Here is a 22,433-nt window from a genome sequence, read left to right on the forward strand (position 1 = left end):
AGCGGCCAGGTGCGTCAGCGCTGACGCACCTTGCTCAACCCTGTTTCGCAGGCTGCGCCCCAACGCGCAGCCTGATTAATGTTCTGTATTCAACGATATACATCCAACCTTGAGCAAAGTAATGAGTGAAATAATTTTTGGCATTCACGCCGTGCAGGCGCTGCTGGAGCGTGATCCCCAGCGTTTTCAGGAAGTCTTTATCCTTAAAGGCCGCGATGACCGCCGCCTGCAGCCGCTGATCGCCGCACTGGAAGCTCAGGGAATTGTGATTCAGCTGGCCAACCGCCAGTGGCTCGACGGCCAAGTCGAAGGCGGCGTGCACCAGGGCATCGTGGCGCGCGTTAAGCCGGGTAAAAACTATCAGGAAGGCGATCTGCCGGATCTGCTGGCTTCACTGGATCAGCCGTTCCTGCTGATTCTGGATGGCGTCACCGATCCGCATAACCTGGGTGCCTGCCTGCGCAGCGCCGATGCGGCGGGTGTGCATGCGGTGATCGTGCCGAAAGACCGTTCGGCACCGCTTAACGCCACGGCGAAAAAAGTCGCCAGCGGGGCGGCGGAAAACGTGCCGCTGATTCGCGTCACCAATCTGGCGCGCACCATGCGTCTGCTGCAGGAGTACAACGTCTGGATCGTCGGCACGGCCGGTGAAGCAGACCACACGCTGTATCAGAGCAAAATGACCGGCGCGATGGCGCTGGTGATGGGTGCGGAAGGAGAAGGCATGCGCCGCCTGACGCGCGAACACTGCGATGAGCTGATCAGCATCCCGATGGCCGGCAGCGTCTCTTCCCTCAACGTTTCGGTGGCCACCGGCGTTTGTCTGTTCGAAGCGGTGCGTCAGCGCCAGGCGTGATCGCCGCCGCAAAACCTCAGCTGTACCAGGCATAACTGCACATCCTCTCCATACTTATAGCCACATCAGTACGGGCAACAGGAGAGGAGAGTGCCATGGCCTGGACCACTCACAGCGTATTCAATCAACCATCTCCGCTCAGCAACAGCAATCTCTTCACCGGCGATAGCGCGCTGTGCGAGGCGGTGGTGCGTGAAGGGGCCGGCTGGGACTGCGAATGGCTGGCGTCCGTCGGCCTGCAGCTCGGCAGCGCGGAGTCACTGGAATTAGGTCGCCTGGCCAATGCACAGCCGCCGGAGCTGCTGCGTTACGACGCGCGCGGTGAGCGACTCGACGAGGTGCGCTTTCATCCTGCCTGGCATCTGCTGATGCAGGGCGTGTGCGCCAGCCGGTTGCATAACCTGAGCTGGCAGCCTGACGTGCAGGGCAGCGCCATGGTGGCGCGCGCGGCGCGTTTCATTCTGCATGCGCAGGTGGAAGCCGGTTCGCTCTGCCCGGTAACCATGACTCACGCCGCGATCCCCCTGCTGCAAACCCATCTGCCCGCTCCCTACGCCGACTGGCCCGATCGGCTGCTGAGCGATCGGTATGATGCGCATCATCTGCCCGGCAGCCAGAAGCGCGGCCTGCTGATTGGCATGGGCATGACGGAGAAGCAGGGCGGCACCGATGTGCTGAGCAACACCACACGCGCCGAACCGCCTGGCACGCGTGCGCCGGGCGAACCCTGGCGCATCACCGGCCACAAATGGTTCTTCTCGGTGCCGCAAAGCGACGCGCACCTGATTCTGGCGCAGACCGCCGCCGGGCTGAGCTGCTTCTTTCTGCCGCGCCTGCTGCCGGACGGCACGCGCAACGCCATTCGTCTTGAACGTCTGAAAGACAAGCTGGGCAACCGCGCCAATGCCAGTGCCGAAGTGGAGTTTCAGGATGCCTTCGGCTGGTTGCTGGGTGAGGAGGGCGATGGCGTGCGGCTGATCCTGAAAATGGGCGGTATGACGCGCTTTGACTGCGCGCTCGGCAGCCATGGCCAGATGCGACGCGCGCTGGCGATTGCGCTGCATCACGCCGGTCAGCGTCAGGTGATGGGCAAAAGCCTTAGCGATCAGCCGCTGATGCGCATGGTGCTGGCGCAGCAGGCACTGCAGCTGGAAGGGCAAACCGCGCTGCTGCTGCGTCTGGCGCGCGCCTGGTCAACGCCGGCCAGCGCGCATGAACGGCTGTATGCACGCCTGTTCACCCCGGCGGCCAAGTTCGTGATCTGCAAAACCGGTATGCCGTTTGTGGCTGAAGCCATGGAGGTGCTGGGCGGCATTGGCTACTGCGAAGAGAGTGAACTGCCGCGCCTGTATCGCGAGATGCCGGTGAACAGCATCTGGGAGGGCTCGGGTAACGTGATGTGCCTGGATGTGCTGCGTGTACTGGGGCGGCATGCAGAGGTGCTTAGCATGTTGCAGGATGAGTTTGATGCGGTGAAGGGCAGCAATCGTCACTTTGATCGCTGCTGGCGTCAGCTGCGGCTACAGCTCGGCAACCTGCGCGAAGAGCAGGGACGGCAGGTCAGCGACATGCTGATTCGGCTGGCGAGTGCCGCGGTGCTGCTGAAAGCGGCAGAACCGCCGCTGGCGGACAGCTGGTGCGCGCGTTATCTCTCATCGCGCCCGGCACCGGCGCTGAGTGATGATCTGAGCGCACGCTTACTGCAGCGTGCTACTGCCGCCTGAGGGCGCGCCGTACAGAATGGCGGTGGCATACCAGAAGCCAGGCATGGTGGTCTCATCGACCATCAGGATCTGATAGTAAACCGCACCGCTCTGATTGGCGCGTGCAGCGATCGCGCGCTGCACATCATCCGGCGAGCCGCGTGAATGAGCGCTGACGGTGCCAAGCTTCGGCAGGCCATAGCTTTGCGCGCGAGTGATCTCCTGCGCCTGAGCGGTGGGCGCTGGCGGGGGTTGTGGCGTGGTGTGCAGTGCGGCACAGCCGCTCAGCAGCAGGCCCAGCAGCAGAATAAGCGTACGCATGGTGGCTCCGGAAAACAGGCAGATGACTCAAGTGTAAGCCATCTGCCCCGGCTCATCAGTCGTTGAGGCGGAAAATACTCACCAGCTGGGTCAGATGATGGCCTTTCTGACTCAGGTGCTGCGCCGTGTGCTCGGACTGGTTAATCATGTCGCTGCTCTGATGGGTCGCATGGCTGATGTGGTTCATCGCCAGATTGACCTGACCAATGCCCGCAGCCTGCTCCTGGGCAGCGATATTGATTTCCCCCATCAGGGTTTTCACCTGTTCGATATGGCTGACAATATGGCTCATGGCGTCACGCGTTTGTTCCGAGAGCGCATGGCCGGCGGCCACTTTGTCGATCGAACTGGCAATCAGCCCATCAATCTCCTTCGCCGCATTGGCGCTGCGCTGCGCCAGTGCACGTACTTCCGCAGCGACGACCGCGAAGCCTTTGCCGTGCTCACCGGCGCGCGCCGCCTCAACCGCAGCGTTGAGCGCCAGAATATTGGTCTGGAAGGCAATCGACTCGATCACGTGGGTAATGTCGGCGATGCTCTGAGAGGCAATGCGAATCTCCGCCATGGTCTCTACCGAGCGCGCCACGGTGCTGCCGCCCTGGCTGACGGTGCTGGCGGCTTCACCGACCAGCGCCATCGCCTGACGCACGTTAGCGGCGGTTTGCGCCACGGTTGCGCCAAACTGCTCCATGCTGGCGGAGGTCTCTTCGACGCTGCTCGCCTGGCGGCCAATCTGCTCGCTGATGCTGGAACTGCTGGCCGCAATGGTGTCGGTGCCGTCGCTGATCTCACGCGCGGCGGCGCGTACCTGGCCTACCACTTTCTCCAGGCCGTCGCCAATGCCGTTAATCGCGCTCACCAGCTGGCCGATCTCGTCGCGGCGCGCTGAGTCGAGGTGCGCCTGCAGATTACCCGCCGCGTACTGCTCGGCGAGATGGATCACCTGCTGCAGCGGCCGGGTAATGGCGCGCCGGCTATACAGCACAAAGCCAATGGCAAAGGCGAGCACCAGCGCCAGGCCAATCAGCATGAACAGATTGCGGCTGTGGGTGATCGGTGCCAGCAGGCTGGCGCGGCTGACTTCACCGGCGATAATCCAGTTCCAGCCCGGCAGTTGCTGCCATGCCAGCAGGCGGGTTTCGCCCTGATGCGCGATCTCCAGCAGGCCGTGCGGCTGCGTCAGGATCTGCTGCTGTACGCTGCGATCCCAGTCCGGCAGCTTGCCTTCTGACTGACGGGCAAACAGATACTGGCCCTGTGTGCTGCCTGGCGTGCCGTTCAGCACGAAGAAGCTACCGCTGTCGCCGAGACGTCGCGCCAGCACTTTCTCCCGCATCAGCGCGTACTGTTTATCAATCTGTACGCCAACAAACAGAATGGCGATGACTGCGCCGCTGTCGTCCTGCACCGGCTGGTATTGGGTGATGTAGCGATGGCCGAACAGCGTCGCCAGGCCGCGATACACTTCGCCCTTATTCACGCTGCGCCACGCCGCGCTGCTGCGATCAAGCTGGGTGCCCACCGCGCGGCTGCCATCCTCTTTCTTCAGTGACGTCGCGATGCGAATGTAATCCTCGCCGTCGCGCACAAAAATGGTGGAGACTGCACCGGTACGATCGAGAAAATCGTCCACGGCGATCTGATCGAGGTTGAGGGTTTTCAGCCCGGCACGCAGCGTCGGCGTGCTGAACGATCCCACCTGAATGCGTGAACTGTCGTCACGGCTGAATCGCTTAGGTAAAAAGCTCTGAAACAGCCGGGTATAGTTCGCCACTTCTTCCGATAAGGTCGCGTTAAACATCGTGGCCATTTCATTAATGCCGAGCACCTGGTTTTGCATATCGTCGACAGCCAGCTGCTCCAGCTGGCGCGCGGCGTTATGGCTGAGCGTTAACGTCAGGGCAAACAGCACGATTGCCACACTGAAAGACGTCAATACAGACAGCTTAATTCCGAGACTCATGGCGCTGAGAGAGAGACGCTTCATAAAGTACCTTTAATAAATAACTGGAGGGGTACAGGATCAACGGCAAAATGCGGCAAATGTTTAGGGCAGAAATTAATCGAAATAAATGTGATGTGGCTCGCGTTTTGGCCGGCAGCACGTACACTGAGACCAGTGATAATCATTCTCAACGGAGACGGTATGATTGAGTTGGCAACGGAGAACCTGGCGGGCATTGAGTGTATTCACGCGGCACCGGCCGGACAGCGGCTGGCGCGCTTACCCACCATCCTGTTTTATCACGGATTTACCTCGTCGAAAGAGGTGTACAGCTACTTTGCCGTGGCGCTGGCGCAGGCCGGTTTCCGCGTGGTGATGCCGGATGCAGAGATGCACGGCGCGCGCTACAACGGTGATACCGACGCGCGCATGACGCACTTCTGGGAGATTTTGCGCCAGAACATCGATGAAGTGCCGCTGCTGGAAGCGGCGCTGCGCGACAACGATTGGGTGGCGGATGAGCGTTTCGCCATTGCCGGCGCCTCAATGGGTGGGATGACCGCGCTGGGCGCGATGGCGCGCTATCCACACCTGCACAGCGTTGCCTGTCTGATGGGCTCCGGCTACTTCATGCAGCTCAGTCAGACGCTGTTCCCGCCACTGGTGGCGCACACGCCAGAGCAAAAAGCGGCGTTACAGGCGCTGCTGGCCCCGCTGGCGGCCTACGATCCCTGTCAGCAGCTGGCGCAGCTGGCTAACCGTCCGCTGCTGTTATGGCACGGTGAAGCGGATGAAGTCGTACCGTTTGCCGAAACGGTACGGCTGGAGAAGGCGTTGCGCGAGGCGCAGCTCGACAGCCGGCTCACCTTTCTGGCGGAAAAGCAGATCGGGCACAAAATCACGCCGCCAGCGCTCACCGCGCTGGTCAGTTTCTTTAAACATCATTTGTAAACGGAACGGGCTGGCGGTGCGGAGTACGCCAGCCCGGGATAACAGGCCGGACTACAGTTGTGACGACAAGCGGTCGGCGGCGCTGGTGTTCGCGCTGACCGGGTTACCGCCTGGCGCATCCAGCCGGTTAACGTAGACATAGCCTGAAGCCGCTTTGCTGCTGTTACTTCTCATCTGCAGCGCCTGGTCAGCGGAGCTGGCAAGAGCGGGGGTAGACAGGAAGAGACCCAGTAAAGTAGCGATAATGACAGCTTTCATAATCGACTCCTCACTCCAGGGATTTCACTCTCAGGCGCGCTGATTAAGCCAAACCGTTGCGCCTGTAAAGAGTTTAGTTCTTCACCAGTACGACGCCAGATCGTCGTGCTGAACGCCTCGTTCAGGGATTTTGAACAATCTCTGACTAACCTGCTGAATCTCAATCCTTAGCACAAAAGGTGTCCCCGCCTGGCACGACAGCGACAATTTGATGAATTGTGCGCTTGAGTTTCCCTAGCGAGGTCAGTATGATTACGCGTCAATTTTTCAGCTGCATTCAGAGGTGTGTTTCATCTTTTGGGTGATTCGCAACCTATAACGTTCCTTGCTTCCGTGGGCCGCAGCTGACCCTGACAGGAGGCTGAATAATCCGTAAGGAGCTATCGATGCGTCATTACGAAATCGTATTTATGGTCCATCCTGACCAGAGCGAGCAGGTTCCGGGCATGATCGAGCGTTACACTGGTGCTATCACTGGTGCACAGGGCACGATCCACCGTCTGGAAGACTGGGGTCGCCGTCAGCTGGCTTACCCGATCAACAAACTGCACAAAGCACACTACGTTCTGCTGAACGTAGAAGCACCGCAGGAAGTGATCGACGAGCTGGAAACTAACTTCCGCTTCAACGACGCCGTTATCCGCAGCATGGTTATGCGCGTTAAGCACGCGGTAACTGAAGCTTCTCCGATGGTTAAAGCGAAAGACGAGCGTCGTGAGCGCCGCGAAGACTTCGCTAACGAATCGGCAGAAGACTCAGATGCTGGGGATTCTGAAGAGTAATCCACGATGACGGCCAATCGGCTGCGCCTGTCTGGCACCGTGTGCAAGACGCCAGTTCGAAAAGTCAGTCCGTCAGGGATTCCTCACTGCCAGTTCGTGCTTGAGCATCGTTCTGTGCAGGAGGAAGCCGGGTTTCACCGGCAAGCCTGGTGTCAGATGCCGGTGATTATCAGCGGCAGCGCCCATCAGGCGATTACTCAACATATAACGGTCGGCACGCAACTCACACTCGAAGGTTTTATTAGCTGCCATCAGGCACGCAATGGCCAGAGCAAACTTGTGTTACATGCCGAGCAGATTGAATTGATAGATTCTGGAGACTAGCCAAATGGCACGTTATTTCCGTCGTCGCAAGTTCTGCCGTTTCACCGCGGAAGGCGTTCAAGAGATCGATTATAAAGATATCGCAACGCTGAAAAACTACATCACTGAAAGCGGCAAGATTGTTCCAAGCCGTATCACCGGTACTCGTGCAAAATACCAGCGTCAGCTGGCTCGTGCTATCAAGCGCGCGCGTTACCTGTCTCTGCTGCCGTACACTGATCGTCATCAGTAATCGGCAACTGTCCATTAACGACTTTAAGAGGATAAGGTAATGCAAGTTATTCTGCTTGATAAAGTAGCAAACCTGGGCAGCCTGGGTGATCAGGTTAACGTTAAAGCGGGCTACGCTCGTAACTTCCTGGTTCCACAGGGTAAAGCTGTTCCTGCTACCAGGAAAAACGTTGAGTTCTTCGAAGCGCGTCGCGCTGAACTGGAAGCCAAACTGGCTGACGTTCTGGCTGCTGCTAACGCACGTGCAGAGAAAATCAATGCACTGGGCACCGTTACTCTCGCGTCTAAAGCAGGCGACGAAGGTAAACTGTTCGGTTCCATCGGTACCCGCGACATCGCTGATGCAGTTACTGCAGCTGGCGTTGAAGTGGCGAAGAGCGAAGTTCGCCTGCCAAACGGCGTTCTGCGCACCACCGGTGAGCACGAAGTTGACTTCCAGGTTCACAGCGAAGTATTCGCGAAACTGGTTGTGAATGTAGTAGCTGAGTAATTTTTTACTTAGTTTGAAAGCGCCGGCCTTGTGCCGGCGTTTTTGTTTCTGTCGCTTACTGTGCGCGGATAAAACTGCCGTCCGGCTGGCGGATAAACAGCACCGGTCCGTTACTGCTCTCGACCGTTAAGCCGGTCACCACGCCCTGCGCGTTCTGACGAATCTTCACCTGCTGACCACTCTGCAGCGCGCTCAGCGGCTGCCCATCGCCTTCCACCCGCGCCATGGCAAACACATCATTGACCGGCAGATTGTTGTCACGGAACAGCTGTGCCAGCGTCTGGCCCGAGGCCACGGTATAGCTGTGCCATTCGCCCTGGGCATCACTTTTCGGCGTCGTATTCTGCGGCGGCTGCGTATTGTTATCGTAGATTTCCGCCTGCATCGGCACCTCTTTGCCGCTGCTCTCTGCCGGACGTTCCACCGGATACTGCGGCGTACTGGCAGGCCAGAGAAACGCCAGCAGCATCACCAGCAGGGCAATAACGATACCGCGTCGGTGCAGCGGCGGCAGCGGATCCATCCAGTGTACGTTATCCAGCAGATGCCAGATGCGCTGCAGCACAGCGGGTATACGCGACGGGGTTTCAGAAGCCATTCTTTCCTCCTCCTCGCTGGCGGTCGTGACGCGCCTGTCAGGCAGCCAGCGTTGCAACCGGGAAAATAAGGTACGCGGTGCGCGCGTCCTGCGACGTCGTGGGGCGATTTGGCCCATGGATGCTCTCTTGTTCTATAGTATGGGCAAAGCGGGCGCGAAGTGCCTGCCAGCATTGAAAAATTTGACCTGCATATTGTTTCTCTTTCCCCGGGAAATGTCATCCGCGGCGCGCGAGATTTTACGCCAGCCGCCTGCGCTGTTATGCTGCCGGTTCTATTTTCTCCGGGATTAAGGAAACAAGATGACGACCCCTTCATTTGACAGCGTCGAATCACAAGCAAGTTACGGTATCGGTTTACAGGTTGGTCAGCAGCTACAAGAGTCTGGACTGCAGGGTCTGCAGCCAGAAGCGCTGCTTGCGGGCCTGCGCGACGCGCTGGAAGGGAACTCACCGGCAGTTCCGGTTGACGTGGTACACCGTGCGCTGCGTGAAGTCCACGAGCGTGCCGAAGGCGTACGTCGTGAGCGCGTCGAAGCCATGGCGGCCGAAGGTCAGCAGTTCCTCGAGCAGAATGCACAGCGTGAAGGCGTGAGCAGCACCGAATCCGGCCTGCAGTTCAGCGTCATCACCCAGGGCGATGGTCCGATCCCATCACGTCAGGATCGCGTACGCGTGCACTACACCGGTAAGCTGATTGACGGCACCGTGTTTGATAGCTCTGTTGCCCGTGGCGAACCGGCTGAATTCCCGGTCAGCGGCGTGATTGCCGGCTGGATTGAAGCGCTGACCCTGATGCCGGTAGGCTCGAAGTGGGAGCTGGCCATTCCGCACAATCTCGCTTACGGCGAGCGCGGCGCGGGTGCCTCTATCCCGCCATTCAGCACCCTGATTTTCGAAGTCGAGCTGCTGGAAATCCTGTAATAAACAGCGGGCGCCATATCTGGCGCCCGCGGTCACTACTTCTTCTCTGCCTGCTTCTGTAGATCTACCTGCCAGATTGCAAAGCCCGTTTCATCACTGCCGACGGCTTTCATCGGATAATCAGCATACTTCTCAATAAACTGCGTGGCTTTTGCGCCCGGCGCGGTCTCAAAGCGAATATCCAGCGGCGTTGCGCTGGCGATCGGTGCCAGCCGCCAGTTGTGATCGGCCTGTGGCTGCACCGCGCCGTGGGTGCGGGTTTCGCTGCTGATGTAGGCGGCCACCACTGAGCGATTCTCATCCGGCGAGGCAAACGCGACATACTGCTCACCGGTACCGGCAAATTTGCCGCCCCAGGCACGGTAATTATTGGTGGCAACGAGGAAGGTCGCTTTGGGGTCGATCGGTTTGCCCTGCCAGCGCAGATCCTGGATGCGTGATGCCGCCGGGTTAATCAGCTGGCACTCGGCGTCGTAGCGCGCCGGTTGCGTCACATCGATCTGATACTGCACGCCGTCGATCACATCAAAATTGTAGGTGCGGAAATCCCAGTTGATCAGCGACTGCGGCTGACGACGATGCACGTCGATCTGATTAAACTGCGCTGCCGAGCACTCCAGCCACTCTTTCACCTGTGCGCCGCTGATTTTCATCACCACCAGCGTATTCGGGTAGAGATAGAGATCGGCGGCATTACGGAAGGTGAGATCGCCTTTTTCCACTTCAACGTAGCTGGCCGGATCGTTCTTACGGCCGCCGGCTTTAAACGGTGCCGCTGCCGAGAGCACCGGTAAGCGGCCCAGATCGGGATCGCCCTGAATAAAGCGTTCGACGTAAGCACGCTGCGCATTATTGACGATCTGCACGGTGGGATTGTCCTGCACCAGCGACAGGTAGCTGTACATCACATCCGCCGACTTGCCGATCGGTTTTGCCACAAATTCACGCGTAGCGCGATGATCGTCGGCCAGTACTTTCACCAGATCGGCATCTTCCGCCGCCAGCGATTTTTTCGCCACCGCATCGTAAACTGGCCGTGCTTCGGCTTTACCCTGGGTCACCTGCCAGTTGCCGCCGTCATTTTTCAGCACCAGGTCAACCACGCCGAGATGATCGCCCCACATGCCGGGCATCACCGCCGGTACGCCGTTAAGCGTGCCCTGAGCGATATCCGCGCCTTTAATCGCCGCAAACTCTTTGCCGGGAAACACCGCGTGCGCATGGCCGAACATGATGGCATTGATACCTGGCACCTGACTGAGGTAATACACCGAGTTTTCCGCCATGGCATGGTACGGCTCACTGCTCAGACCGGAGTGCGGAATAGCGATGATTATTTCAGCACCTTTTGCGCGCATTTCCGGCACATAGCGCTTCGCTGTCTCGGTGATGTCATCAACGCGCACTTTACCCTGCAGATTGTTGCGATCCCACACCATAATCTGCGGTGGTACGAAGCCGATATAGCCGATTTTCAGCGTATGCGGCTTGCCGTCGCGGTCTTTTACCGTGGTTTCTTTAATTAAATAGGGAGTAAACAGCGGCTTACCACTGGTTTCATCGATAACGTTGGCATTGATGTAGGGAAAACGTGCCCCGGCAATCGCCTGCTGCAGATAGGGCAGGCCGTAGTTAAATTCGTGGTTACCCAGATTGCCTACCGCGTAATCCAGCGTATTAAGGGCTTTATACACCGGATGGATTTCACCCGGCTGCAGGCCTTTGGCCGCCATGTAATCGCCCAGCGGGCTGCCCTGAATAATGTCGCCGTTATCCACCAGCACGCTGTTTGCTACTTCACCGCGCGCCTGCTGGATGAGCGTGGCGGTGCGCACCAGACCAAACTTTTCGGTCGGCGTGTCTTTGTAGTAATCGAAATCCATCATGTTGCTGTGCAGATCGGTGGTTTCCAGAATGCGTAAATCCACCGTGGCAGCCTGTACCGTGGCGGCTGCAACGCACAGTGCCAGTAACGACATGCTCGCTTTGAACATGGCTTGCTCCTTGTTCGCTTTAATGGGCCTCTCAAAATAATGTAAAACCATGACGAATTATCATTTCAATTTGTGATGGGGCTCGGGATTTTGCCTCTTTTCTGCGCAAGCTGTCGAAGTGCCTGCCATTCAGCATTGCGCCATAGCCGCCACGACCGAACTATGATATTGATAATCAAAGCGAATAAGCTTAGCTGCGGCTGTGACAGCGCACCTGCTAAAATATCTGGAGACGGGCTGCCGGGGTTCAGCGGCAGCATCAGCCGAAATGAGGTGAACAATGTTAGATAAAATTTGCCAGCTGGCGCGCAGCGCGGGCGATGCCATTATGCAGATCTACGATGGCGCACAACCGCTGGACGTGACGCGTAAATCGGATGATTCACCGGTCACGGCGGCCGATCTGGCGGCACATCAGGTTATCGTGCAGGGCTTAGCGGCGCTGACGCCTGACGTGCCGGTGCTGTCGGAAGAGGATCCACCCGGCTGGGATGTGCGTCAGCACTGGCAGCAATACTGGCTGGTCGATCCGCTCGACGGCACCAAAGAGTTCATCAAGCGTAACGGCGAGTTCACGGTCAATATCGCGCTGATTGAGCACGGCAAACCGGTGCTGGGCGTGGTGTACGCGCCGGCGCTGAGGGTGATGTATTCTGCGGCCGAAGGCAAGGCGTGGAAAGAAGAGGGCGGCCACACCACGCAGATTCACGTGCGTGAAGCGCGACCGCTGCTGGTGGTGGTGAGCCGTTCGCACGCCGATAAAGACGAAGAGCTGAAAGAGTATCTGACCCAGCTGGGCGAGCATCAGACCACCGCTATCGGCTCCTCGCTCAAGTTCTGCCTGGTGGCAGAGGGCAAGGCGCAGCTCTATCCGCGCTTCGGGCCGACCAATATCTGGGATACCGGTGCCGGCCATGCGGTAGCCATTGCCGCTGGCGCGCACGTGCATGACTGGCAGGGCAAAACCCTCGACTACGCCCCGCGCGAGTCATTCCTGAATCCGGGCTTCCGCGTCTCGCTGTTCTGATACGCTATGCGCGCCACCCGCTGTGGCGCGATCACGCCTGCAGCAGCTGATGGATCAGTTTCATCGCCTGCTGCACTTCATCCTGCGTCAGCGGACCGTCTTTGGCGTAACGCACATGGCCGGTCTTGTCCAGAATCACAATCGCCGAACCGCCTTTCTCCAGCTGCCACGCCTTGCGCGCGTTGCCGTTGCTGTCGACAATGAACTGCGACCACGGATACTGCTGTTTATTGCTCTCAATGCTGCTGCGCACAAACATCCCGGTGCCGGGAATGGCATCATCGGTATTCACCACCGTGGTGGTCTGATAGCGGTCGTGCGGCAGCTGGGCGGCTTTGATGGCTTCAATCAGCGCGGCGTTCTGTTCTTTGGCTGACGAGCGTCCGGCAATATGCAGGATGACCCGCACTTTGCCACTCAGCTGGGCGCTGTTCCATGGCTGGTAGCGAAACTTCTCCTGCTGATACAGCAGTTCTCCTTTGTCGTTAACGCCGACTGCCGGTACGCGCTCGCCAACCTTAAACGCGTGGGCTGAGGCAAGGCTGGGCAGCAGCAGCGCCAGGGCTATCACGGAATGTGCCAAACGCATGGTAATGCTCCTTAGTGATCCGACCAGTTATTCATGTTTTTGCAATATTAGGCGTGGATGATGCGCCTGTCGCGATGAGATAGCAGCTTTGTAACCCATGCCACAATTCCTTAACCAATGAAGGTTTATACTGGATTTTGTGATCGTCATGACAGAGTTCTCTGTAATGATGTGTCAATTCAGTAAAAAATCCATTTTTTCGGAACATCGGCAAGGAATCATGTTCTATAGTTATGCCTCATTTGCGCTTCAAGGGCTCGTACCGAATTTGGCAACGGCGAAGCGTATTACATCTGTTCAGGAGTTAAACAGCATGAAGATCTTCCAGCGCTATAATCCGCTGCAAATTGCGAAATATGTAAAGACGCTATTTAAAGGAAGGTTGTACATCAAGGATGTTGGCGCGTTTGAGTTCGACAAAGGCAAAGTCATGTTGCCGCGCGTCAAGGATAAACAGCACCTTAGCGTGATGTCAGAAATCAACCGCCAGGTGCTGCGGCTGCAAGCCGAGTACAACTAAGCAAAAGAAAGGGCGCCGCTGGCGCCCTGAATCTTTCTGTAACCGCACAATCACTGCTACGCGGCAGGCCCTTCAGACTCATCCAGCGTACTCTTCGACACATTCAGCACCGGCGGGCGATCGTCAATGCGCGTCACCAGCAGCTGGTCGATGCGGTAGCTGTCGATATCCACCACCTCAAATTTGTAGCCGGAGAATTTGACGAAATCGGTGCGTTTGGGGATCTTACGCAGCATATACATCATGAAGCCGCCGATGGTCTCGTAGTTGCCGGACTGCGGGAACTCGTCGATATCCAGCACGCGCATGACGTCATCAATCGGCGTACCGCCTTCCACCAGCCAGGAATTCTCGTCGCGCGCCACAATCTGCTCTTCCAGCCCCTGACCGACCAGATCGCCCATCAGCGTGGTCATCACGTCGTTAAGCGTGATAATCCCGACCACCAGCGCATATTCGTTCATGATCACCGCGAAGTCTTCGCCGGCGGTTTTAAAGCTCTCCAGCGCCTCTGACAGCGTCAGCGTATCCGGCACAATCAGCGCCGAACGAATCTGCACGCCGCTGTTGAGCGTCATGCTCTGGTTGCCCAGCACGCGCAGCAGCAGCTCTTTGGAATCAACGTAACCAACGATATGGTCGATATCGCCGTCGCACACCAGAAACTTCGAATGCGGGTGTTGCGCGATTTTGGTTTTCAGGCTGGTTTCGTCTTCGTGCAGATCGAACCACACGATATTTTCACGCGAGGTCATGGACGAAGGCACGGTGCGTGATTCCAGTTCAAACACGTTCTCGATCAGCTCGTGCTCCTGCTTGCGCAGCACGCCGGCCAGCGCGCCCGCTTCTACCACCGCGTAAATGTCATCCGAGGTGATGTCATCTTTACGCACCATCGGCAGCTTAAAGATGCGAAAGAACACGTTGGCCAGGCCATTGAACAGCCATACCAGCGGGCGGAAAACCAGCAGGCAGAAGCGCATCGGATTGATGATGCGCAGCGCGATGGCTTCCGGCGCGATCATGCCGACGCGTTTTGGCGTCAGGTCGGCAAACAGAATGAACAGGCTGGTGACGATGGTGAAGGAGCAGATAAAGCTGAGCTGATCCGCCAGTTCCGGCTCCATAAAGCGGTTGAACAGGCTGCTGAAGGCGGGCGAAAACGCCGCATCGCCGACGATACCGCCGAGAATCGCGACGGCGTTGAGGCCAATCTGTACCACGGTGAAGAACATGCCAGGCTGTTCCTGCATCTTCAGCACGCGCTGCGCGTTGATGTTGCCTTCATCGGCCAGCAGTTTCAGTTTGATCTTGCGGGCAGCCGCCAGCGAGATCTCCGACAGAGAAAAAAATGAACTGATTACGATCAGTAAAAGAATGACAAGCAGGCTATCAAGCATAAAAGATCCGTTGGGTTAATCACTTGTCATTTTTGGCCTGGGCAGCGCGAAGAGGCGTACATCCGGTACTTACCCGTCAAACAGGGCTATCCGTGCCAAAAATGTCTGCGCCAGTTCGACAAAGTCACGTTAACGTCGGGGCAGAAATGCGTGCAGGCGAGGCCTGCTGGTCGCTGATTATAGCAGCAGCGCTATTGCTGCCGCCAGCGGCGTGATTGGCCGACTCGGATTAATCCGAGTGGCGGCTGGCGGTGCGCAGAAGCGCGGCTTCGTTGTTGTATCGGTACGCACATTTACCGACAATAGCAGTCGATTTGGCTTAGCGGCCGTTTTTACGCAGCCGCTCGCAAAAAAGAGCGGCTATGCTGATGGGTATGCAAGGTGTGGTGATACCCTTTCCACCAGAGTTAACGCCCCTGCGGAATAGGGGCAGGCATTATTAACAGGAGTACGCGTGCCGCGATTTCATGCTTATTGCTTGGCCAGCCTGCTGCTTGCCGCACCTGCTGTTGAGGCAGCCAAAGTGCGACTGCAGCTGGAAGGCCTGACCGGGGAGTTACAGAAAAACGTCAGGGCGCGCTTGTCCACTATCGGCAGTGACGAGGTGTCGAACGACGGCCGTTTCCAGGCGCGCGTGGCTGCCGCGATCAAAGAAGGCCTGCGCGCGCTCGGCTATTACGAGCCGCAGATCGACTTTGAATCACGCCCGGCACCGCCGCAGGGTGGCCGTCCAGTGCTGATTGCCCGCGTCACCGCCGGTGAGCCGGTGAAGATTGGCGGCAGCACCATTGTGGTGGAAGGTGCCGCAAAAGACGATCCTGATTATCAGGCGTGGGTGAAGCAGGGCCGGCCGAAAGTCGGCAGCCAGCTCAATCACGGCGACTACGATAAATTCAAAAACGGCTTCTCCAGCCTGGCGCTGCGTAATGGTTACTTCGACGGTGACTTTAAGCAGAGCCAGCTTGGTGTCTCGGTAGAACGGCGCTTAGCGTTCTGGGATATCGACTACGACAGCGGCCCGCGCTATCGCTTCGGCGATGTCAGCTTTGAGGGCTCGCAAATCAATGAAGCCTATCTGCGCAATCTGGTGCCGTTCAAAAAGGGCGATCCCTATAGCTCACGCGATTTGGCCGAACTCAATCGTCGCCTCTCCGCCACCGGCTGGTTTAATTCTGTCGTCGTGGCACCCGAGTTCGATAAAGGGCGCCAGACCAAAGTGCTGCCGCTCAGCGCCGCCGTGTCGCCGCGCGTGGAGAACACCATCGAAGCCGGTGTCGGTTACTCGACGGACGTCGGACCGCGGCTGAAAGGCACGTGGAAAAAGCCGTGGATCAACGACAGCGGCCACAGCCTGACCTCCAGCGCCTATATCTCCGCGCCGGAGCAGCAGCTTGATCTCAGCTATAAAGTGCCGCTGCTGAAAAGTCCGCTGGAGCAGTACTACACCTTCTCCGGCGGCCTGAAACGCACCGATCTCAACGACACCAAATCGGACACCACCACGCTGGCGATGTCGCGTAACTGGGACAGCAGCTCCGGCTGGCAGCGCGCGGTTAACCTGCGCTGGAGCCTCGACCACTTTACTCAGGGCAGCGTCACCAATACCACCATGCTGCTCTATCCGGGCGTCAGCCTGAACCGCACCCGTTCGCGCGGCGGCCTGATGCCGACCTGGGGCGATTCACAGCGCTACTCGGTAGACGTGTCGGACACCACCTGGGGCTCGGACGTCGACTTCCTGATCCTGCAGGCGCAGAACGTATGGATTCGCACGCTGGGCGAGAAGCATCGCTTTGTGGCGCGCGGTAACCTTGGCTGGATTGAAACCAACGACTTTGAAAAAGTGCCGCCCGATCTGCGCTTCTTCGCCGGCGGTGACCGCAGCATTCGCGGCTACAAATACAAAGATATCTCGCCGCGCGATGACGAAGGCAAACTCACCGGTGCCTCAAAGCTGGCCACCGGCTCGCTCGAGTATCAGTACAACGTCTCCGGCAAATGGTGGGGCGCGGTATTCGTCGACTCCGGCGAAGCGGTCAACGACATCAAGCAGAGTAACGTTAAAACCGGTGCAGGCTTCGGCGTGCGCTGGTCTTCTCCGGTAGGGCCGATCAAGTTTGATATCGCGCGCCCGATTGGTGACGACAAGGAGCATGGATTGCAATTTTATGTAGGACTGGGGCCTGAACTATGAAGCTGTGGAAAAAGGTCCTGATCGGTATCGGTATTTTCCTGCTGGTGCTGTTGGCCAGCGTGGCGTTTCTGGTGGGCACCACGCCCGGATTGCATCTGTTGTTTAAAGGTGCCGATCGCTGGGTGCCGGGCCTGTCGATTAACAAGGTGGAAGGCGGCTGGCGCGATCTGACGCTGAGCGGCGTGAAGTACCAGATGCCGGGCGTCAGCGTGGATGCCGGGCGCTTCCATCTGGCGCTCAACCTCAACTGCCTGCTGCACTCCTCGGTGTGCGTGAACGATATCGCGCTGCAGGACGTCAGCGTGGTGGTCGACAGCAAAAAAATGACGCCCGCCAGTGCGCCGCCGCCGGAAGAGGAGAGCGGCAGCAGCAATCTCAGCACGCCATACCCGATTACCCTGAGCCGGGTCAGCCTGCATAACATCAACGTCAAAGTCGATGACACCGCCATTTCGCTGCTCGACTTCACCAGTGGCCTGCAGTGGCAGGATCGCGCGCTGACGCTCAATCCCACCCATATCCAGAGCCTGCTGATCGCGCTGCCGAAGGCGGCGAAAGTGGCGGACGAACAGGTGGTGCAGCCTAAAGTGCAGCAGCCGCAGCCGGATGAGAAACCGCTGGGCGAAACGCTACAGGCGATGTTTGCCGAGCCGCTGCTGCCGGCACTGCCGGATTTCCAGCTGCCGCTCGACATCGACGTGCAGCAGCTGTTAGGTGAGCAGTTGCGCATCACTGGCGATACGGACGTGGCGATTACGCGTCTGCTGCTGAAGGCCAAAACTACCGACCGGCATGTGCAGCTGGAGACCTTTGACGTCGACTCGCCGCAGGGGCAGATCAACGCCAGCGGCGATGCCCGGCTGGCGGATAACTGGCCGGTCAATTTTGTGCTCAACGGCTCGCTGAATCTCGATCCGATTAAAGGCGAGAAGATCAAACTGAACCTCGCCGGGGCGATGCGTGACGAGCTGAAGCTGGGCCTGAACCTCTCGGGGCCGGTGCGTGCCCAGCTGGACGCCGCCGCGCAGCCGGCGGTCGCCGGTCTGCCGCTGTCGCTCAAACTCACCAGCCCGCAGCTGCGCTGGCCGCTGACCGGTCCGGTGCAGTATCAGGCGGATAATCTCGACTACCAGTTCAGCGGCAAAGCCACCGACTACGTGATGTCGCTGCGCACCGCAGTGAAGGGCGAAGCGGTGCCGCCGGCCACCATTACGCTGGACGGTAAAGGCAACGTGCAGCAGTTCAGCCTGGATAAACTGCGCGTGGCGGCGCTGCAGGGCAACATTGACCTTAGCGCGCTGGTGGACTGGAGCAAAGCCATCAGCTGGCGCAGCGAGCTGACGCTGGCGGGCATCAATACCGCTAAACAGTATCCTGACTGGCCGGCAAAGCTCGACGGTAAAATCACCACGCGAGGTAGCCTGTACGGCGGTAGCTGGCAGCTTAGCGTGCCGCAGCTGGCGCTGAAGGGCAATGTGAAACAGAACGCGGTGAGCGCCGAAGGCTCGCTGACCGGCAACAGTTACAATCAGTGGAAAATCCCCGGCATTGACATCGCGCTGGGGCGCAACCATCTCGACGTGAAGGGCGAACTGGGCGACGCGCTAAATCTCGATGCCAGTGTCGATGCGCCGCATCTGGATAACGCGCTGCCGGGCCTCGGCGGCGTAGCTAAAGGCACCATCAAGGCGCGCGGTACGCTGCAGGCGCCCCAGCTGCTGGCCGATCTTACCGCCAGCGGCCTGCGCTGGCAGCAGCTGCAGATCCGCCGCGTCACGCTGCAGAGCGATGTGAAATCCAGCGATCAGGTCGCCGGTAAACTGCAGCTGCGCGTGGAGCAGCTACAGCAGGACGCGCTTAAGATCAGCCTGCTGACGCTCAACGCCGACGGTAACGAGAAGCAGCACCAGCTGAAACTCAACGTGCAGGGCGAGCCGGTCTCCGGCCAGCTGGCGCTCAACGGCAGCTTTGACCGCCAGACGCAGCGCTGGCAGGGCAATCTCAACAATACGCGTTTTGACACGCCGGTGGGCGAATGGCGCCTGACGCGCGCGATGACGATTGACTACCTGAACAGCAAACAGAGCGCCACCATCGGGCCGCACTGCTGGCAAAACCCCAACGCGCAGCTGTGCGTGCCGGAGCCGATCGAGGCCGGAGCCAGCGGCCATGCGCACGTGGTGCTGAACCGCTTTGATCTGGCGATGATCAAGCCGTTCCTCACCGGTGCCACCCAGCTGAACGGCGTGTTCAGCGGTGATGCGCGCGTTAACTGGACCGCCGACGGCGCGCTGCCGACCGGCACGGTGTCGCTTAAAGGAAACGGCGTAAAAGTGGTGCAGGATGTGCAGGGGAATAACCTGCCGATCGCCTTCGACACGCTCAACCTGAATGCGGCGCTGCGTAATGGACGCGCGCAGCTCGACTGGCTGATTCACATCGTGAATAACGGTCAGCTGAGCGGCAACGTGCAAATCGCCGATCCGGAGAATCGCCGCCAGCTGTCAGGCAACATCGGCATCAGCAACATTTCACTGGCGATGCTCAACCCGGCGCTGATGCAGGGCGAGAAGATCAAAGGCAACCTCAACAGCAATCTGCGTCTCGGCGGCACGCTGCAGCAGCCGCAGATCTTTGGTCAGCTGGGGCTGAGCGATGTTGATGTGGACGGCAGCTTTATGCCGGTTGATCTCACCTCGGCCAATCTCAACCTGGTGTTTAACGGCATGAGTTCCACGCTCAACGGCCTGATCCAGACGCAGCAGGGTAATCTCAATCTGGGCGGCAACGCGGACTGGAGCCAGCTGGATAACTGGCGCGCGCGCGTTACTGCGCAGGGCAGCCGTATTCGTGTTACCGTTCCGCCGATGGTACGAATGGACGTTTCGCCGGACCTGGCGTTTGAAGCCACACCGGCGGCGTTCAACCTTGACGGCAAGGTTGATATTCCGTGGGCGCGCATCACGGTGCAGGAAGTGCCGGAGAGCGCTACCGGCGTGTCGTCGGATGAGGTGATGCTGGATGAGAACCTCAAGCCGATTCAGCCTAAAACCGCCGCGATCCCGATCAACAGCAATCTGGTGATCCACGTCGGCAACGATGTGCGCCTCTCGGCCTTTGGCCTGAAAGCGCGCCTCAACGGCGATCTCAAACTGGTGCAGGATAAAACCGGCCTGGGCTTAAACGGACAAATCAATATTCCTTCCGGCCGTTTCCACGCGTATGGTCAGGATCTGATTGTGCGTAAAGGCGAGCTGCAGTTCGCCGGTCCGCCGGATCAGCCGTACGTCAACCTGGAGGCAATTCGTAACCCGGAAGCCACCGAGGATGATGTGACAGCCGGTCTGCGCGTCACCGGGCTGGCCGACGAGCCGAAGGTGGAGGTCTTCTCCGACCCGGCAATGTCGCAGCAGGAGGCGCTGTCTTACCTGTTACGCGGTCAGGGACTCAGCAGCGATGGCGACAGCAACGCCTTAACCTCGGCGCTGGTTGGACTGGGGGTTGCACAAAGTGGTCAGGTTATGGGTAAAATCGGCGAGACCTTCGGCGTCAGTAACCTTGCGCTTGATACCACCGGTGTCGGCGACAGCCAGCAGGTGCAGGTGAGTGGTTATGTGCTGCCGGGTCTGCAGGTAAAATACGGTGTTGGCATATTTGATTCACTGGCGACGCTCACTTTGCGTTATCGCCTGATGCCCAAACTCTATTTGGAAGCCGTGTCGGGTCTCGATCAGGCACTGGATTTGCTCTATCAGTTTGAGTTTTAGCAATGCGAATAATTGTCTACGGCAGTTTACGGCGCAAACAGGGAAATAGTCATTGGATGACCAATGCGCAATGGCTCGGCGACCATCAGATTGAAGGGTTTGCGCTCTACAATCTCGGTCACTATCCGGGCGTGGTTGAGGGGGATGGCACGGTGTACTGCGAAGTGTATCGCATCGACGCCAGCACCCTCGGCGAGCTGGATGCCTTGCGCAGCAAGAACGGCGAGTATAAGCGCCAGCTGATCCAGACGCCCTACGGCAGCGCCTGGCTGTACGTGTATCAGCGTTCGATTGCCGGTCGCACCCGCATCGCGAGTGGCGACTGGTTACGGCGCGATGACGCCGCAGAAGCGTAAATAAAAACACCGCCCAGTGGGCGGTGTTTTTTTATCTGCCGATCGCCATACATAGCGATGCGACAGCGCTGACAGAAAACTTACTTCTTCTGTGCGCGCTCGAAAGAGGAGATGATTTCAGCTTTAGCCGCTTCCGCGTTGTCCCAGCCGTCAACCTTCACCCATTTGCCTTTTTCCAGATCTTTGTAGTGCTCGAAGAAGTGGGTGATCTGCGCTTTCAGCAGTTCTGGCAGGTCGTTCACATCTTTAATATGATCGTACTCTTTGCTCAGCTTGGTGTGCGGAACCGCTACCAGTTTGGCATCTTCACCTGATTCGTCGGTCATCTTCAGCACGCCCACCGGACGGCAGCGGATCACTGAACCTGGCTGCAGCGGATACGGGGTTGGCACCAGTACGTCAACCGGGTCACCATCCAGAGACAGCGTGTGGTTGATGTAACCGTAGTTGCACGGATAGAACATGGCGGTAGACATGAAACGGTCTACAAACAGGGCGCCAGACTCTTTGTCCACTTCATATTTGATCGGATCGGCGTTGGCCGGGATCTCGATGACGACATAGATATCTTCTGGCAGATCTTTACCTGCAGGCACCTGGTTCAAACTCATCTGGCTTTCCTTCATTAGTCGTAAGTTGAGTGACGGCTATTATAGCCAACTGACTCTGAAAGTATGCCCCCTTTTTGGCGTTTCGGAATGGTCCAGCAGGCTACTTCGTGGTGACAAACAGCGACACAATCCCTGCCGCGATTAGCGGCCCGACCGGCACGCCGCGAAAGAACGCCACACCAATCACCGTGCCAATCAGCAACCCGCCAATCACCGACGGCTGCACGCTCATTAAACTGACGCCGCGACCGCCGAGCCAGGCAACAAATACGCCAACGATAATCGCCACGATTGATTGCCAGTTAGCAAAGGATTTCAGCAGCGACGAGGCCGGCAGCGTGCCGCTTGCCAGCGGTGCCATGACGGCCACGGTGAGAATGATGATACCAATCTGGATGCCCTGCTTTTCGACGTAGGGAAAGAACTGTGCCAGCGGCGTGAGCTTAATCACCAGCAGGATGAGAATCGAAATGGTGACGGCGCTGTTGTGGACGAAGTAGCTCAGGATGGCGAGGCAGATAAGAATGAGGGTCGAGGCGTAGGCAGCCATGGTTTCTCCGTGAATAATGGGCGCGCTGACCGTGGCCAGCGCTA

Annotated in this window: 22 protein-coding genes; 13 read left to right on the plus strand and 9 right to left on the minus strand. The window is 58.5% G+C overall.

Translation table 11 applies throughout. The annotated features are described in order from the left end of the window. The first annotated feature begins 121 nt into the window (after positions 1-121). Entirely contained in the window at positions 122-856 is a 735-nt protein-coding gene (gene rlmB / locus F3J36_RS17075; protein WP_021509756.1) for a 23S rRNA (guanosine(2251)-2'-O)-methyltransferase RlmB, read from the plus strand. A 95-nt stretch (positions 857-951) separates the two neighbouring features. Continuing rightward, the gene (locus F3J36_RS17080; protein ID WP_166720091.1) at positions 952-2,580 is read left to right on the plus strand and encodes an isovaleryl-CoA dehydrogenase; all 1,629 of its coding nucleotides are present in this window, start codon (positions 952-954) and stop codon (positions 2,578-2,580) included. On the opposite strand, the gene bsmA is transcribed toward F3J36_RS17080, so the two are convergent. Beyond that, positions 2,554-2,880, minus strand: a complete 327-nt coding sequence (gene bsmA / locus F3J36_RS17085) for a biofilm peroxide resistance protein BsmA (RefSeq protein WP_166720092.1) — start codon at positions 2,878-2,880, stop codon at positions 2,554-2,556. The two genes, F3J36_RS17080 and bsmA, sit on opposite strands and share 27 nt — an antisense overlap. Before the next feature lie 55 nt (positions 2,881-2,935). Next, positions 2,936-4,867, minus strand: a complete 1,932-nt coding sequence (locus F3J36_RS17090) for a methyl-accepting chemotaxis protein (protein ID WP_166720093.1) — start codon at positions 4,865-4,867, stop codon at positions 2,936-2,938. A 159-nt stretch (positions 4,868-5,026) separates the two neighbouring features. Here F3J36_RS17090 and yjfP point away from each other — a divergent pair, with 159 nt between their 5' ends. After that, positions 5,027-5,776, plus strand: coding sequence for an esterase (gene yjfP, locus F3J36_RS17095; protein ID WP_166720094.1), 750 nt, complete (start codon positions 5,027-5,029; stop codon positions 5,774-5,776). A 51-nt stretch (positions 5,777-5,827) separates the two neighbouring features. Here yjfP and F3J36_RS17100 read toward each other — a convergent pair whose 3' ends face one another. Continuing rightward, positions 5,828-6,034 carry a hypothetical protein gene (locus tag F3J36_RS17100; RefSeq protein ID WP_021509751.1) on the minus strand — a complete coding sequence of 69 codons (207 nt, stop codon included), beginning with the start codon at positions 6,032-6,034 and terminating at the stop codon, positions 5,828-5,830. 386 nt (positions 6,035-6,420) lie between these two features. Between F3J36_RS17100 and rpsF the strand changes: the two genes are divergently transcribed. The 4 genes from rpsF to rplI are packed head-to-tail and all read left to right on the plus strand — an operon-like array spanning position 6,421 to position 7,861. After that, the gene (rpsF, locus tag F3J36_RS17105; protein ID WP_021509750.1) at positions 6,421-6,816 is read left to right on the plus strand and encodes a 30S ribosomal protein S6; all 396 of its coding nucleotides are present in this window, start codon (positions 6,421-6,423) and stop codon (positions 6,814-6,816) included. A gap of 6 nt (positions 6,817-6,822) precedes the next feature. After that, on the plus strand, positions 6,823-7,140 hold the full coding sequence (gene priB, locus F3J36_RS17110; RefSeq protein ID WP_031280155.1) for a primosomal replication protein N: 318 nt from the start codon (positions 6,823-6,825) through the stop codon (positions 7,138-7,140). A gap of 4 nt (positions 7,141-7,144) precedes the next feature. Further along, a complete protein-coding gene (gene rpsR, locus F3J36_RS17115; RefSeq protein WP_000135199.1) occupies positions 7,145-7,372 on the plus strand; it encodes a 30S ribosomal protein S18 in 228 nt (75 codons plus the stop codon). Between the two features lie 39 nt (positions 7,373-7,411). Next, positions 7,412-7,861 carry a 50S ribosomal protein L9 gene (gene rplI, locus F3J36_RS17120; RefSeq protein WP_059012334.1) on the plus strand — a complete coding sequence of 150 codons (450 nt, stop codon included), beginning with the start codon at positions 7,412-7,414 and terminating at the stop codon, positions 7,859-7,861. Between the two features lie 55 nt (positions 7,862-7,916). Here the strand turns inward: rplI and F3J36_RS17125 are convergent, their stop codons facing one another. Then, positions 7,917-8,576, minus strand: coding sequence for an OapA family protein (locus F3J36_RS17125; protein ID WP_166720095.1), 660 nt, complete (start codon positions 8,574-8,576; stop codon positions 7,917-7,919). A gap of 184 nt (positions 8,577-8,760) precedes the next feature. Here F3J36_RS17125 and fklB point away from each other — a divergent pair, with 184 nt between their 5' ends. Then, positions 8,761-9,381: an FKBP-type peptidyl-prolyl cis-trans isomerase gene (gene fklB / locus F3J36_RS17130; protein WP_021509746.1), complete on the plus strand. Its 621-nt coding sequence runs from the start codon at positions 8,761-8,763 to the stop codon at positions 9,379-9,381. A 35-nt stretch (positions 9,382-9,416) separates the two neighbouring features. On the opposite strand, the gene F3J36_RS17135 is transcribed toward fklB, so the two are convergent. Continuing rightward, on the minus strand, positions 9,417-11,375 hold the full coding sequence (locus tag F3J36_RS17135) for a bifunctional 2',3'-cyclic-nucleotide 2'-phosphodiesterase/3'-nucleotidase (RefSeq protein WP_166720096.1): 1,959 nt from the start codon (positions 11,373-11,375) through the stop codon (positions 9,417-9,419). Positions 11,376-11,655: 280 nt separating this feature from the next. On the opposite strand from F3J36_RS17135, the gene cysQ reads away from it, so the two are divergent. Next, positions 11,656-12,402 (plus strand): 3'(2'),5'-bisphosphate nucleotidase CysQ, encoded by a 747-nt coding sequence (gene cysQ / locus F3J36_RS17140; RefSeq protein WP_166720097.1) that lies wholly within the window; start codon positions 11,656-11,658, stop codon positions 12,400-12,402. Positions 12,403-12,433: 31 nt separating this feature from the next. Here cysQ and F3J36_RS17145 read toward each other — a convergent pair whose 3' ends face one another. Next, positions 12,434-12,991, minus strand: coding sequence for a YtfJ family protein (locus tag F3J36_RS17145; RefSeq protein ID WP_058759862.1), 558 nt, complete (start codon positions 12,989-12,991; stop codon positions 12,434-12,436). Positions 12,992-13,304: 313 nt separating this feature from the next. Between F3J36_RS17145 and F3J36_RS17150 the strand changes: the two genes are divergently transcribed. Further along, positions 13,305-13,511 (plus strand): DUF1107 domain-containing protein, encoded by a 207-nt coding sequence (locus tag F3J36_RS17150; protein WP_031280153.1) that lies wholly within the window; start codon positions 13,305-13,307, stop codon positions 13,509-13,511. 56 nt (positions 13,512-13,567) lie between these two features. Here F3J36_RS17150 and F3J36_RS17155 read toward each other — a convergent pair whose 3' ends face one another. Further along, on the minus strand, positions 13,568-14,911 hold the full coding sequence (locus tag F3J36_RS17155) for a hemolysin family protein (protein WP_021509741.1): 1,344 nt from the start codon (positions 14,909-14,911) through the stop codon (positions 13,568-13,570). Between the two features lie 454 nt (positions 14,912-15,365). Here F3J36_RS17155 and F3J36_RS17160 point away from each other — a divergent pair, with 454 nt between their 5' ends. The 3 genes from F3J36_RS17160 to F3J36_RS17170 are packed head-to-tail and all read left to right on the plus strand — an operon-like array spanning position 15,366 to position 21,228. Beyond that, positions 15,366-17,105: an autotransporter assembly complex family protein gene (locus F3J36_RS17160; protein WP_031280152.1), complete on the plus strand. Its 1,740-nt coding sequence runs from the start codon at positions 15,366-15,368 to the stop codon at positions 17,103-17,105. Then, a complete protein-coding gene (locus F3J36_RS17165; protein WP_166720098.1) occupies positions 17,102-20,872 on the plus strand; it encodes a translocation/assembly module TamB domain-containing protein in 3,771 nt (1,256 codons plus the stop codon). The genes F3J36_RS17160 and F3J36_RS17165 overlap by 4 nt, the downstream gene beginning before the upstream one ends. A gap of 2 nt (positions 20,873-20,874) precedes the next feature. Then, entirely contained in the window at positions 20,875-21,228 is a 354-nt protein-coding gene (locus tag F3J36_RS17170; protein ID WP_031280151.1) for a gamma-glutamylcyclotransferase, read from the plus strand. A gap of 80 nt (positions 21,229-21,308) precedes the next feature. On the opposite strand, the gene ppa is transcribed toward F3J36_RS17170, so the two are convergent. Both ppa and F3J36_RS17180 read right to left on the minus strand, forming a co-directional pair. Further along, positions 21,309-21,839 (minus strand): inorganic diphosphatase, encoded by a 531-nt coding sequence (gene ppa / locus F3J36_RS17175; protein ID WP_021509737.1) that lies wholly within the window; start codon positions 21,837-21,839, stop codon positions 21,309-21,311. A 100-nt stretch (positions 21,840-21,939) separates the two neighbouring features. After that, a complete protein-coding gene (locus F3J36_RS17180; protein WP_021509736.1) occupies positions 21,940-22,389 on the minus strand; it encodes a DUF441 domain-containing protein in 450 nt (149 codons plus the stop codon). Positions 22,390-22,433: the final 44 nt, after the last annotated feature.

Source organism: Pantoea sp. Cy-640, from assembly GCF_011752635.1.
GTDB lineage: Bacteria > Pseudomonadota > Gammaproteobacteria > Enterobacterales > Enterobacteriaceae > Pantoea > Pantoea dispersa.